Raw genomic sequence first — 12,367 nt, forward strand, 5'->3', positions numbered from 1 at the left:
GGCCCGAGCGGTCCACCCCATCGGGGGACGGCGTCCAGGTGGCGCGCTCTGTGACCAACCGGCTCCAATGAGTGAGCACTGTGTCCGACGGCACCGAGGGGAGGTGCGATGGCCGAGCGTCCTGTGCTGCTGCCGGGCCGTCGTGCCCGCCTGCGCCGGTGGGGTGGACGGACCCTCGTCCTCGCCGGACTCGGTGCCGGGGTCTGGCTGGCCGGCGCGTCCGCCGCCGCGGCCGAGGAACCGCCGCCCGGCGGCCTGCTCGGGGCGGTCACCGCACCGGTGGACCAGGTCGTGGAGGCGGTCGTCCGACCCGTCGTCCCGCCCGCCGTCTCACCCGTGACCCAGGCGGCCGCGCCGGTGCTGACGCCGGTGGCCGAGGCGGTCGCGCCGGTCACGGCACCGCTGCGCGACGTCGTCGCGCCGGTGACGGACGCCGTCGCGCCGGTGGTCACCCCGGTGACGGAGGTGCTGCGGCCAGTCACGGACGCCCTGTCGCCGGTCACCGACGCCCTGTCGCCGGTCACCGACGCCCTGTCGCCGGTGACCGACGCGCTGACCCCTGTCACCGACGTGCTGACCCCGGTCACCGACGCCCTCCCGCCGGTCGCCGGCGTGCTGACGCCCGCTCCCGGCACCGTCGACGTCGCCGCCCCGGCCGCGACCACCACGGCCGCGATCGCCGCCGACGCCACCGCTGCGTCCGCCCCGGCCGGGGTGGACGCCGACGCCGCGGACCTGCCGGGCGGCGACACGACGGCCCGGTCCACCGGCGGATCCGGCACCGCCCGGACCGCCGCCGGCTCGCCCGCCGTCGTCCGGTCCCCGGTGGTCCCGGCCGCGCCGCTCGCGCCGGCCGCCCCCGTGGCGCCGGCCGTCCCGGCGTCCCCGGGCACCGCGGCCGGCAGCACCGGCTCCGACCGCGACCAGCCCTCCTCCCACCTCGGCGCGACCGTTCACGTCGCGCCGCCGGCGGCCGCGCAGGCCGCCGCCGCCGAGGCCCGGGACGCCGCCGCCGGCGATCCGGTCGACCCCGCCAGCTCCCCCGACTGAGGAACGCGCTCCCGGCCTCCGCGCCGGTCGCAGCGCACGCCCCGCCGTCCCGTCCGGGACGCGGTCCTCACCTCAGTCAGGAGAACTGCCATGTACCCCTGGGCCACCCGCGCCCTGCGCGTGGCACTGATGACCGGCGGCCTCGTGGCCCTCGGCACCGGTGTCGCCACCGCCGACGACCTCGACGTGACGGTGCCGGTCACCGTCACCGACAACGCGCTCGGTGTCCTCGACACCGGCACCCCGATCGGCGGACTGGACCTGCCCGCCGTCTCCCAGGACCTCGCCCTCGACCTGGGCCCGGTCGCCGTCTCCGTGCCCGTCACGATCGGCGGCAACGCCGCCTCCGTCGCCGGCGGCACGGCCACCCAGGAGCCGGCCGCGCCGGCGCCCGGCAGCACCGCGCCGGCAGACGTCGTGGTGCCGGTGACCGTCGTCGGCAACGCGGTCGGCGTGCTTGGCGACGCCGAGGCGAGCGGTACCGCCCCGGCCACCCCCGACGGCGCGGTGACCGTGCCCGTCACGGTCTGCGGCAACGGCGTCGGCGTGCTCGGCGACGCGCTCGGCGGCTGCACCCCGGCCGCTCCCCCGGCGCCCGCCCCGGTCGAGGCCGGCCCGCTCGGCGACCTGCTCGACGTGGACGTCCCCGTGACGGTCTGCGGCAACGGCGCCGGCGTGCTCGGCGACGCCGCCGGGGACTGCACCCCGGCAGCTCCCGGTGCGGGCTCCGGCTCGGACGCCGACGGCGGCCTGCTCGACGTCGACGTCCCCGTGACCGTCTGCGGCAACGGCGCCGGCGTGCTCGGCGACGCCGCCGGGGACTGCACCCCGGCGACGCCCGGCTCCGGCTCCGGCTCCGGCTCCGGCTCCGGCTCCGGTGATGGTGGCGGCATCGACGTGGACCTGCCGGTCACCGTCTGCGGGAACGGGATCGGCCTGCTCGGCGACGCCCTCGGCGGGTGCACGCCGGACGGCACCGGCGGCACCGACGGTCCCGGCACCGGTGGGGACGGTTCCGACGGCGGCCTCGACGTCGACGTCCCGGTGACCGTGTGCGGCCTGGGCCTCGGCCTGCTCGGCGACGCCGTCGCCGACTGCTCGCCGGCGACCGACGTCACCGACCCGACCGACCCCACGGACCCGACCGACCCTGACGGCCCGCAGGACCCCGGCACGCCGCAGGACGGCTCGGAGACCGGCTCGGGCAGCACGGGCCCGCGGGACGACGCCGGCACCGGCATCAGCACCGGCACCGGCACCGGCACCGGCACCGGTCACGGCATCGTCCGGCCGGCGTCCGCGAGCGGTCACTGGTCGGCCGGCACCTGGGCGGCGTCGGACCGTTCCGGGGACACCGGGCAGCTGGCCTACACCGGCACGGAGACGGCGACCGCCCTCGGGGCGGCCCTGCTCGCCCTCGCGCTGGGGACCGGCCTGACCCTCGCCGGCCGACGCCGGGAGGACGCCGTCTGACCGGCGCCGCCTGACCCGCACCGCGGGCCCGGCCGGCATCCTCGCCGGCCGGGCCCGCGGACGGGCGCACCCCCCCGCTCCCTGCGACGATCGCCGTCGTGACGGAGCCGGAGCCCAGGACCGAACGCAACGTGCTGGGCGGGACGCTCGAGGCGTGCGGCACCGAACCGCTGACCGGCTTCTACCGGGACGGTTCCTGCCGCACCGGCCCGGACGACCTCGGCAGCCACACGGTCTGCACGGTCGTCTCCCGGGAGTTCCTGGCACTGCAGCGCGAGCTCGGCAACGACCTGACGACCCCGCGGCCGGAGTACGGCTTCCCGGGTCTGCGACCCGGTGACCGCTGGTGCGTCGTCGCCGCCCGGTGGCTGCAGGCCTACCGCGCCGGTGCCGCCGCCGGCGTGGTCCTGGCGGCCACGAACGAGCGGTCGCTGGAGATCGTGCCGCTGTCGGCGCTGCGCCAGTACGCCGTCGACGTGCCCGACGACGCCAGCGAGCTGGAATGAGCCGGGCACCCCGCGCGCTCCTGCGGTGACCGGCCCCGCCTGCGAGGAGTCCCCGTGACCGACCTGCTCGACCTGCCCGTCTCGACCCTGCAGGGCGCGGACACCACACTCGGCGCGCTGACCGGCGGCCGTCCGGCCCTGGTGGTCAACGTGGCCAGCCGGTGCGGCCTGACGCCGCAGTACACCCAGCTCGAGGAGCTGCAGAAGGAGTACGGCCCGCGCGGGTTCACGGTCGTGGGCGTCCCGTGCAACCAGTTCGCCGGGCAGGAGCCGGGCACGGCCGAGGAGATCGCCGGGTTCTGCTCGGCCACCTACGGCGTCACCTTCCCGATGACCGGCAAGGTCGAGGTGAACGGCGAGGAGGCGCACCCGGTGTACCAGCGGCTCACCGAGGCGCCCGACGCCGCCGGCGAGGCCGGGCCGGTGCAGTGGAACTTCGAGAAGTTCCTGGTCGACGGCGACGGCGCGGTGGTCGCGCGGTTCCGCCCGATGACCGACCCGGGTGCGCCCGAGGTCCGGACGGCGATCGAGGCACTGCTCCCCCGCTGACCACCTGCTCGGCCGAGGTCGTGCGGTGTTCCACCTGCCCCTGCGGTCCTGCGACGCCGTACGAGGGGGCAGGACACCGCAGGAGCGCCCGAAGCGGAGCAGCATCACCCGCATGGCCGACCTGCACTTCTACTTCGACCCGGTGTGCCCGTTCGCGTGGCTGACCAGCCGGTGGGTCCGCACCGTCGCGGCGCAGCGCGAGTACGACGTCGACTGGCGGTTCATCTCGCTGCGGCTGCTCAACGCGCACGTCGACTACGACAGCCAGTTCCCGCCCGAGTACGAGGCCGGCCACACCGCCGGTCTGCGGCTGCTGCGGGTGGCCGCCCGCACGCGCGAGGAACACGGCCGCGCGGCGGTCGGCACGCTGTACGAACGCCTCGGCGAGCGGATCCACGACACCGAGCCCGACCGGCCCGGCACGGCCGCCGAGCGCGGCACCCGCGGCTACCTGGAGCCCGTGCTCGAGCGCGCCGACCTGCCGACCGACCTCGCCGCCGACCTCGACGAGGACCGCTGGGACGCCGTGCTGCAGGCGGAGACCGACGAGGCGCTGGCGCTGACCGGGAAGGACGTCGGGACGCCGATCCTGCACTTCGAGCCACCGGAGGGCGTGGCCTTCTTCGGCCCGGTCATCAGCCGGGTACCGCCGGAGGACCGGGCGGCCGAGCTGTGGGACCACGTGGTGGGGCTCGCCCGCTTCCCCGGGTTCGCCGAGCTCAAGCGGAGCCTGCGGGAGCGCCCGCAGCTCGTCTCCGCCGGCGTCGCGCCCGGGGAGGCCGGCGTGCAGGAGGACTGGCACGGCGGGAGCCGCCGCACGAAGCGGTGAGCCCGCGCGGGTGACCGGCCCCGTCGCGGGGAATAAGGTGAGCCTTGCCTGATCCCGTCGCCTGAACTCGAGCGTCCGGAGCTGCCCGGTGTCCGTCCCCAGCGCGACCCGCGCTCCCGCGGCGACCCCGGGGACCCCGGCGCGTGCCGTGCGGACCGTCCGCACCCGGCGTCGCGTGCTCGGTCTGGTCGCCCTGCTGCTCCTGGTCGTCGCCGCGTGCTCGGCCAGCATCGCGATCGGCTCCCGCCCGCTGGGGCCCGGCACCGTCTGGACCGCGCTCACCGACCGCTCGCTCCGGACCGAGGAGGCGGTCATCGTGTGGGACCTGCGGGTCCCGCGCACCGCGCTCGGGCTCATGGCCGGCGCCGCGCTCGGCGTCTCCGGCGCGCTGATCCAGGGGCACACCCGCAACCCGCTCGGCGACCCCGGCCTGCTCGGGGTCACCGCCGGCGCCTCGTTCGCCGTCGTCCTGGCGATCGTGCTGCTGGGGGTCGGCACCCCGGCGGGCTACGTCTGGTTCGCCTTCGCGGGGGCGCTGGCCGGCACGGTCGCCGTCTACGTGCTCGGGTCGGCCGGACGCGGCGGAGCCACGCCGGTCACCCTCGCGCTGGCCGGGTCGGCGCTGAGCGCGCTGCTGTTCGCGCTGGTCCGCACCATGCTCATCAGCGACTCGGACTCCCTCGACGCCTTCCGGTTCTGGGTGGTCGGCGCGCTGGCCGGCCGCGGTGCCGACGTCGCCTGGCAGGTCGCGCCGTTCATCGCCGCCGGCCTGGTGCTCGCCCTGCTCAACGCGCCGGCACTCGACCTGCTCGGCCTCGGCGAGGACGTCGCCCGCGGCCTGGGCCAGCGCATCTGGCTGGCGCGCCTGACAGGGCTCGGCGCGACGACGCTGCTCGCCGGCGCGGCCACCGCCGCCTGCGGGCCGATCGCCTTCGTCGGCCTGGTCGCCCCGCACGTCGCCCGCGCGTTCACCGGCCCGGCGCACCGCTGGCTGGTGCCCTGCGCCGGCCTGCTGGGGGCGGCCATGCTGCTGATGGCCGACGTCCTCGGGCGGGTGGTCGCCCGCCCCGGCGAGCTGCAGGTCGGGATCGTGCTCGCGCTCCTCGGCGCCCCGTTCTTCGTGGCGCTGGTGCGCCGCCGGCGGACGGCGACCCTGTGACCGCGACCGTCGACACCATCCGGCAGACGACGCCGCCCGACCCCGGAGGCCGCCCCGCCGGCCGGGCGGTCACGCTGCGCCTCGGGCCGGTGTCGGCGCGGTTCCGCTGGCGCGCCGTCGTCGTGCCGGTGGTCGCGTCCGCCGTCGTCGTGGTGCTCGGCGCGCTGAGCCTGGGCCGCGGCGACTACCCGATCGGCATCGGCGACGTGCTGCGCACCCTGGTCGGCGCCGGGGAGCAGAACCAGCGCTTCGTCGTGCTGGACCTGCGGGCGCCGCGGACGCTCGTCGGCGTGCTCGTGGGGATGGCCCTCGGCCTGGCCGGGGCGCTGTTCCAGACCTTCGCCCGCAACCCGCTGGCCTCCCCGGACGTCCTCGGCATCACGCAGGGCGCCTCCGTGGGGGCGGTCGCGGCGATCACGCTGTCGGGCGGGTCGGCCGGGGCGCTGCTCGGCGGCCTCGGCGTCCCGCTGGCGGCGCTGCTCGGCGCGCTGGGAGCCGGCGCACTGCTGTTCACCCTCGCCTGGCGGTCCGGCCTCGACGGCTTCCGGCTGGTGCTGGTCGGCATCGCGCTGTGGTCCGCGGGGCAGGCGCTCACCGACTGGCTGCTCACCCGCGCACAGATCTACGACGCCTCGGCGGCCTACGTGTGGATCACCGGCTCGCTCAACGCCCGCTCCTGGGACCAGGCGGTACCGCTGCTGCTCTCGCTGGCGGTGCTCGTCCCGCTGGCGCTGGCCGCCGGCCGCGTGCTCGGCGTGCTGCAGTTCGGCGACGACACCGCCCGCGGCCTCGGCGTCCGGGTGTCGCTGGCCCAGGCCGCCGTCGTCGTGGTGGCCGTCCTGCTGGTTGCGACGGCGGTGGCCGCGGCCGGGCCGATCGCCTTCGTCGCGCTGATCGTCCCGCAGGTCGCCGTCCGGCTGACCGGGGGCTCGCGGCCGCCGCTGCTGGCCTCCGCGCTGTGCGGCGCGGCGCTGGTCACCGGGGCCGACCTGCTGACCCGCACCGTCCTGCCCGAGGCGCTGCCGGTGGGGATCCTCACCGCCGCGGTCGGCGCCCCCTACCTGCTCTGGCTGCTCGTCCGCGGGAGGCGGACCCCCGCATGACGACCTCCACCTCCGCCGCGCCCCCGCTGTCCGCGCCGCCCTCCGACGGGCGCGTGCGCCTGGCCGCCGAGGGGCTGCGGCTGGCCTACGACGACCGCGTCGTCGTCGACGGGCTGGACCTCACGCTCACCGACGGCTCGTTCACCGCGATCGTCGGACCCAACGGCTGCGGCAAGTCCACCCTGCTGCGCGCGCTGGGCCGGCTGCTGCGCCCGGCGGCCGGGCAGGTGCTGCTCGACGGCCGCTCGATCGCGAGGACGCCGACCCGCGAGGTCGCCCGCGTGCTCGGCCTGCTGCCCCAGACGCCGGTCGCTCCGGCGGGCCTCACCGTCGCCGACCTCGTGACCCGCGGGCGGCACCCGCACCAGAGCTGGCTGCGTCAGTGGTCGGCCGAGGACGAGGCCGTCGTGGCCGAGGCGCTGAGCTGGACCGACATGGGCGACCTCGCCGACCGGCCGGTGGACGAGCTCTCCGGCGGTCAGCGGCAGCGCGCGTGGATCTCCATGGCGCTCGCGCAGGGCACCGACCTGATCCTGCTCGACGAGCCGACGACGTACCTGGACCTGTCGCACCAGATCGACGTCCTGGAGCTCGTGGCCCGGCTGCACGCCGAGCGCGGGCGCACCGTCGTCGTCGTGCTGCACGACCTCAACCTCGCCGCCCGGTACGCGCGGCGGCTGGTGGCCATGCGCGACGGCGTCCTGGTCGCCTCCGGGACGCCGCACGAGGTGCTCACCGAGCAGCTGCTGGCCGACGTCTTCGACCTCGAGGCGCGCGTGGTGCCCGACCCGGTGGCCGGGTCGCCGATGGTCGTCCCCGTCCGCCGCCTCCGCCGCCAGGACCAGGCATAGGAAGCTCTCCGCACGTCCTGGCGCGCAGGACGTGCGGAGAGCTTCCTATGCCTCCTACGACTCGGCGCGGCCCTCGCGCCAGTAGCCCATGAAGGCCACCGAGCGCCGGTCGACGCCGAGGTCGGCGACCAGGTGCCGGCGCAGCCGCTTGACCACCCCGGCCTCACCGGCCAGCCAGGCGTAGCAGCCGGCGCCCGCGGCGGGGTCCTCGGGGACCTCCCACAGCGGCTCGGTCTCCAGGTCGACGTCCTCGGGCGCGGGTGCCGGCGCGGCGCAGACACCGAGGTCGACCAGGGCGGCGTGCACGGCCGGCACCAGCAGCTCGCCGCGGGGGCGGTCGGCGCGGGCCAGCCAGCGCACCTGCACGCCCTCGGGCAGCCGCAGGTCCTGCAGGTCGGCGGCCTGCGGCACCTCGAGGACGGCGACGGCGCGCTGCCCGGGCGCCAGCGACTCGAGGATCGCGCTGACGGCGGGCACCGCGGTCTCGTCGCCGGCGAGCAGCAGGCAGGTGGCCGAGGCGGGCGGTGCCCACTCCACGCCCCAGGCGCGGCCGCGGCCGGGCCGGTCGGGGCCCATGAGGACCATCGGGTCGCCGGGGCGGGCGGCCGCGGCCCAGGTGGCGGCGGGGCCGGCGTGCCCGTCGGAGACCCCGTGCAGGACGACGTCGAGGTCGACCTCGGCCTGCTCGGGCCGGGCCGCCCGCACGGTGTAGGTGCGCAGGACCGGGCGCCGCTCCTCGGCCAGCGCGCAGTAGGCCGGGTACCAGTCGGCACCGGCGGCCTGCAGCTCGGCGAGCGCGGCGGCGTCGGGGGCGAGGACGAGCTTGACGCGCTGGTCGTCGCCGGCGACGCCGAACCCGCCCAGGCGCGGTCCGGTCAGCGTGATCCGCACCGTCGAGGGGCCCAGCGGCACCACCCGGGCGACGACGGTCTCGAAGAACAGCCACTGCGGCAGCTCGGTCACCGCCGCTGCCGGGGCCTCGGTCGTCGTCGTCACTGCCGGTCTCCGCTCGGCTCGGGAACGGCCCTTGCGGACCGCGGGTAAGGCAAGGCTAACCTGCCTCTGCTCGCAGGGGGAAGCCCCTGCCCGATCCGGAGGAGTCCCTGGTGTCCCGACCCCCGCGCCTGCTCGGCGCCTCCCTCGCGCTGGCGGCCCTGCTCGCCACCGGCGGCTGCGCCGGTCCCGGCACCGACGACGAGGCGGAGGCCGCGACCGGGGGCTGGTCCTTCACCGACGACCTCGGCACCACCGTCGAGCTCGACAGCCGGCCCGAGCGGGTCGCCGGCCTCAACGACGTCGTGTCGTCGCTGTGGAACTACGGCGTCGAGCCGGTGGCCACCTTCGGCCAGACCTCGGCCGCCGACGACGTCCAGTTCGAGGGCCGCGACCTCTCCGGCGTCGAGATCGTCGGCGAGAGCTACGGGCAGATCGACCTCGAGGCGCTGGCCGCCGCCGACCCCGACGTCATCGTCACCACCGTCTACCCGGTGGACTCCGAGGGGACGCTCGACGACAGCCAGCCGCTGTACGGCTTCGAGTCCCTCGAGCAGCAGGAGCAGGTCGCGCGGATCGCCCCGGTCGTGGCGATCGCCTGGCGCGGCTCGGCGGCCGACGTCATCGAGCGCACCGGCGAGCTCGCCGGGGCGCTCGGCGCGGACATGGAGGGCGAGGAGGTCAGCGCGGCGCGCCAGGAGTACGAGGACGCCTCCGCCGCGCTCACCGAGGCCGCCTCCTCCGGCGTGACCGTGCTGCCGGTGGCCGCCTATCCCGACGAGGGCTTCTACATGGCCAAGGCGCCCGACGACCCGTCGCTGCACCTGTACCAGGACCTCGGCGTGCAGTTCGTGGACCCGGGCGGCGAGGAGTACTTCTGGCAGACCGCGAGCTGGGAGCAGGTCCCGCAGTACCCCAGCGACGTGATCCTGTACTCGCTGCGCGGCGCGATGACGCCCGAGGAGATGTCGACCCAGCCCACCTACCAGCTGCTGCCGGCCGCGCAGGCCGGGCAGGTGTACCCGTGGGAGTACGTCGGCATGGACCACGCCGCCCAGGCCCGCTTCATGGAGCGCCTGGCCGGCTGGCTGACCGACGCCCGGAAGGTCGCCTAACCGAGCGGCGCCGGCGTCTCGGGGACGGGCGCCGGCGCCGGGCGGGCCGTGGCGGTGCGGGCGGTCTGGGCCAGCGCGATGCCCCCCAGCACGACCAGACCCCCGGCCACCTGCCACCCGCTGAGCACCTGCTCGAGCCACAGCCACGCGACGATCGAGGCGAGCACCGGCTCGACGGTGGCCACCAGCCCGGCCGTGGTGGGCGGCAGGTGGCGCAGGGCGGCGATCGACAGCCAGAACGGCACGATGGCCCCCAGCACCGCGATCCACAGCACGAGCGCCCACAGCGGCAGCTGCGCCGAGCCGAGCGAGACCGGCACCCGCTCCCCCAGCACGTCGGCGTCGAACCGCGCCGTGAACGGGGCGACGACGGCCCAGAACAGCGCCGCGGCGACGAACGTCCAGGTGGTCAGCGCGACCGGGTCGCGGGTGGCCGTCCCGCGCTCGCCCATCAGGTAGTACGTGGCCAGGCAGACCGCGGCCGACAGGCCCGCCGCGACGCCGAGCAGGTCCAGCGAGCCACCGCCCTGCCACACCTGGGCGACGAGGACCAGCCCCGACAGCGACAGCGCGAGCGCCGCCCAGATGCGCGGGCGGACCGGCTCCTTGCGCACCAGCCGGACCCACAGCGCGATGCCCACCGGCGCGGTCATCTCGAAGACCAGCGCGATGCCGACGGGCAGCCGGCCGATGGCGACGTAGTAGAGGAACTGGGTCATCGCGACGCCGACCACGCCGAACACGGCGAGGAAGGGCACCTCGCGCCAGGTCAGCCGCAGCCGCTGCGGTGCCACGAGGGCCAGCGCCACCAGCAGGCCGACCGCCGCCCCTCCGCAGCGCATCGCCGTCAGCCAGGTGGGCGGGACGCCGGCCTGCAGCGCCAGCGTGGAGACGGTGCCGTTGACGGCGAACAGCCCCGCCGCCGCGATGGTGGTCAGGTAGCCGACGGCAGGGCGGCGGGTGTGCGGCACCCGTCCGACAGTAGCGGGCGTAGCGCCGGACGCCACCTACCCGCGGGTCACTGCGCCGGCGCGGGGTCCATCCACATGACCTCCCAGACGTGGCCGTCGGGGTCGGTGAAGCTCGCGCCGTACAGGAAGCCGTGGTCCTGGGCCGGCATCCACGTGCCGCCGCCGGCGCCCATCGCCTTCTCCACCAGCTGGTCGACCTCCTCGCGGCTCTCGCAGGACAGGGCGTACAGCGCCGCCGTCGCCTGCCGCGGGTCGGCGATCCGGGTCCCCTCGGGGACGAACCCGGCCAGCTTCTCGCGGGTGGCCAGCTGCAGGTGGATCGCGTCGCTGACCACCACCGAGGCCGACGTCTCGTCGGAGAACTGCTCGTCCACCGAGAAGCCCAGCTCGGTGTAGAAGGCGCGGCTGGCCGCCACGTCGGCCACCGGCAGGTTGAGGAAGACCATGCGCACGGCTCTGCTCCCGTCAGGGGGGCCCACCGTCGGGGCCCGTCGGGAGGGGAGACGGCGCCTCCCGGCGGAACTCATCGGCGGACGGGTGGCTCCCAGGGACCGCGGGCACCCTCGACGGCGTGACCGAACCCCGCCCGCCGTGGTCCCGCCGGCGCCGCCGACTGCTCCTGGGCCTGGCCGCCGGCGCCGTCGTCGGCGGGGTCGCGGCGCTGGTGCTGCCCGCCGAGTTCGGTGCCACGGCGGCCTACCTCGCGGCGCTGTGCGCGTTCCTGCTGGTCGCGGCCGCGGTCGTCTTCGTCGCCGTCCCGGGACCGGACACGGCCGGCACGCTGCTGCGCTCCACCCCGGTGGCCGGCGCCGTGCTCGTCGTCGGCGTCCTCGTCGCCCTCTCGGCGGAGGGCCAGCCGCTGTGGTGGCTGACCGCGGGGGTCGGCGCCGTGTGGCTCGGCTCGGCGCTGTGGCTGGCCCGCTCCGGCTGACCCGCGGGTGGAGCCCGGTCCGGGCCGGGCGAGACTGCCGACCGTGGACCTGCCCTCCGCCTGCTACCTCCCGGACGGCGACGGCTACGTCGCGACCGCGCTGACCATCGGCCCCTGGGACCCGGGCCTCCAGCACGCCGGGCCGCCGGCCGCGCTGCTGGCGCGCGAGGTCGAGCGGGCCGGCGGGATCGCCGGCGGGCAGACGGTGCGGCTGGCCTACGACGTGCTGGGGCCGGTGCCGGTCGGGCCCGTGGCGGTGCAGGCGCGGGTGCTGCGGCCCGGCCGGCGGATCGAGCTGGTCGAGGCCACGCTCACCGCCGGCGGGCGCACGGCGATGCGGGTGACCGCCTGGCGCATGCGCACCCGGGACGCCGCCGACACCGCGACGCCGCCGCAGCCGCCCGCCGTCGGCCCGGAGGACGGCCGGCCCGCGGTGTTCGACGTCTTCCGCCAGGAGGTCGCCTACCACCGGGCGCTGGACTGGCGGGAGGCCTCGGGCACGCTCACCGGCACGGGGCCGGCCGCGGCCTGGACCCGCCCGCTGTGCGCGCTGGTCGAGGGCGAGCCGATGACGCCGCTGGAGCACCTGCTGGTGATGACCGACGCGGCCAGCGGCATCTCCGCCGAGCTGTCGTGGGACCGGACGACCTTCGCCAACGTCGACCTCGTCGTCGCGCTGTTCCGGCAGCCGGCGGGCGAGTGGCTGGGCATGGACGCGAGGACGACGCTCGGGCCCACCGGCGTGGGGCAGTGCGCCGCCGACCTCTACGACGGCACCGGGCGGATCGGCCGCTCGGTCGCCTCCCTCTTCGTCGAACCCCGGTGACGAGCGACAGA

General features: G+C 76.8%; 14 protein-coding genes. 11 read left to right on the forward strand and 3 right to left on the reverse strand.

The features are described 5' to 3' along the window. The first annotated feature begins 108 nt into the window (after window positions 1-108). From HLV61_RS14060 to HLV61_RS14095, 8 genes are all read left to right on the forward strand, one after another. The gene (locus tag HLV61_RS14060; protein ID WP_369256430.1) at window positions 109-1,050 is read left to right on the forward strand and encodes a hypothetical protein; all 942 of its coding nucleotides are present in this window, start codon (window positions 109-111) and stop codon (window positions 1,048-1,050) included. Window positions 1,051-1,140: 90 nt separating this feature from the next. Then, on the forward strand, window positions 1,141-2,523 hold the full coding sequence (locus HLV61_RS14065) for a hypothetical protein (RefSeq protein ID WP_369256431.1): 1,383 nt from the start codon (window positions 1,141-1,143) through the stop codon (window positions 2,521-2,523). A gap of 98 nt (window positions 2,524-2,621) precedes the next feature. After that, complete coding sequence (locus tag HLV61_RS14070) at window positions 2,622-3,029, forward strand: DUF2237 family protein (protein WP_369256433.1); 408 nt, start codon at window positions 2,622-2,624, stop codon at window positions 3,027-3,029. Between the two features lie 54 nt (window positions 3,030-3,083). After that, window positions 3,084-3,578: a glutathione peroxidase gene (locus HLV61_RS14075; protein ID WP_369256435.1), complete on the forward strand. Its 495-nt coding sequence runs from the start codon at window positions 3,084-3,086 to the stop codon at window positions 3,576-3,578. Between the two features lie 112 nt (window positions 3,579-3,690). Continuing rightward, the gene (locus HLV61_RS14080; protein WP_369256437.1) at window positions 3,691-4,407 is read left to right on the forward strand and encodes a mycothiol-dependent nitroreductase Rv2466c family protein; all 717 of its coding nucleotides are present in this window, start codon (window positions 3,691-3,693) and stop codon (window positions 4,405-4,407) included. 175 nt (window positions 4,408-4,582) lie between these two features. Further along, window positions 4,583-5,566 (forward strand): FecCD family ABC transporter permease, encoded by a 984-nt coding sequence (locus HLV61_RS14085; protein ID WP_369256439.1) that lies wholly within the window; start codon window positions 4,583-4,585, stop codon window positions 5,564-5,566. Beyond that, on the forward strand, window positions 5,563-6,669 hold the full coding sequence (locus tag HLV61_RS14090; protein ID WP_369256441.1) for a FecCD family ABC transporter permease: 1,107 nt from the start codon (window positions 5,563-5,565) through the stop codon (window positions 6,667-6,669). Before HLV61_RS14085 ends, HLV61_RS14090 begins: the two co-directional genes overlap by 4 nt. Further along, window positions 6,666-7,520 carry an ABC transporter ATP-binding protein gene (locus HLV61_RS14095; RefSeq protein ID WP_369256443.1) on the forward strand — a complete coding sequence of 285 codons (855 nt, stop codon included), beginning with the start codon at window positions 6,666-6,668 and terminating at the stop codon, window positions 7,518-7,520. The genes HLV61_RS14090 and HLV61_RS14095 overlap by 4 nt, the downstream gene beginning before the upstream one ends. A gap of 54 nt (window positions 7,521-7,574) precedes the next feature. Here HLV61_RS14095 and HLV61_RS14100 read toward each other — a convergent pair whose 3' ends face one another. Continuing rightward, a complete protein-coding gene (locus HLV61_RS14100) occupies window positions 7,575-8,516 on the reverse strand; it encodes a siderophore-interacting protein (protein WP_369256445.1) in 942 nt (313 codons plus the stop codon). Between the two features lie 110 nt (window positions 8,517-8,626). On the opposite strand from HLV61_RS14100, the gene HLV61_RS14105 reads away from it, so the two are divergent. Continuing rightward, the gene (locus HLV61_RS14105; protein ID WP_369256447.1) at window positions 8,627-9,628 is read left to right on the forward strand and encodes an ABC transporter substrate-binding protein; all 1,002 of its coding nucleotides are present in this window, start codon (window positions 8,627-8,629) and stop codon (window positions 9,626-9,628) included. Here HLV61_RS14105 and HLV61_RS14110 read toward each other — a convergent pair. Continuing rightward, on the reverse strand, window positions 9,625-10,599 hold the full coding sequence (locus HLV61_RS14110; protein WP_369256449.1) for an EamA family transporter: 975 nt from the start codon (window positions 10,597-10,599) through the stop codon (window positions 9,625-9,627). The two genes, HLV61_RS14105 and HLV61_RS14110, sit on opposite strands and share 4 nt — an antisense overlap. 47 nt (window positions 10,600-10,646) lie before the next feature. Next, window positions 10,647-11,045, reverse strand: a complete 399-nt coding sequence (locus HLV61_RS14115; protein WP_369256584.1) for a VOC family protein — start codon at window positions 11,043-11,045, stop codon at window positions 10,647-10,649. A gap of 125 nt (window positions 11,046-11,170) precedes the next feature. Here HLV61_RS14115 and HLV61_RS14120 point away from each other — a divergent pair, with 125 nt between their 5' ends. Next, complete coding sequence (locus HLV61_RS14120; protein WP_369256451.1) at window positions 11,171-11,530, forward strand: hypothetical protein; 360 nt, start codon at window positions 11,171-11,173, stop codon at window positions 11,528-11,530. 43 nt (window positions 11,531-11,573) lie between these two features. Then, window positions 11,574-12,356: a thioesterase family protein gene (locus HLV61_RS14125; RefSeq protein WP_369256453.1), complete on the forward strand. Its 783-nt coding sequence runs from the start codon at window positions 11,574-11,576 to the stop codon at window positions 12,354-12,356. The last annotated feature ends 11 nt before the right edge of the window (window positions 12,357-12,367 follow it).

This window comes from Geodermatophilus amargosae, from assembly GCF_041028265.1.
GTDB classification, from domain to species: domain Bacteria; phylum Actinomycetota; class Actinomycetes; order Mycobacteriales; family Geodermatophilaceae; genus Geodermatophilus; species Geodermatophilus amargosae_A.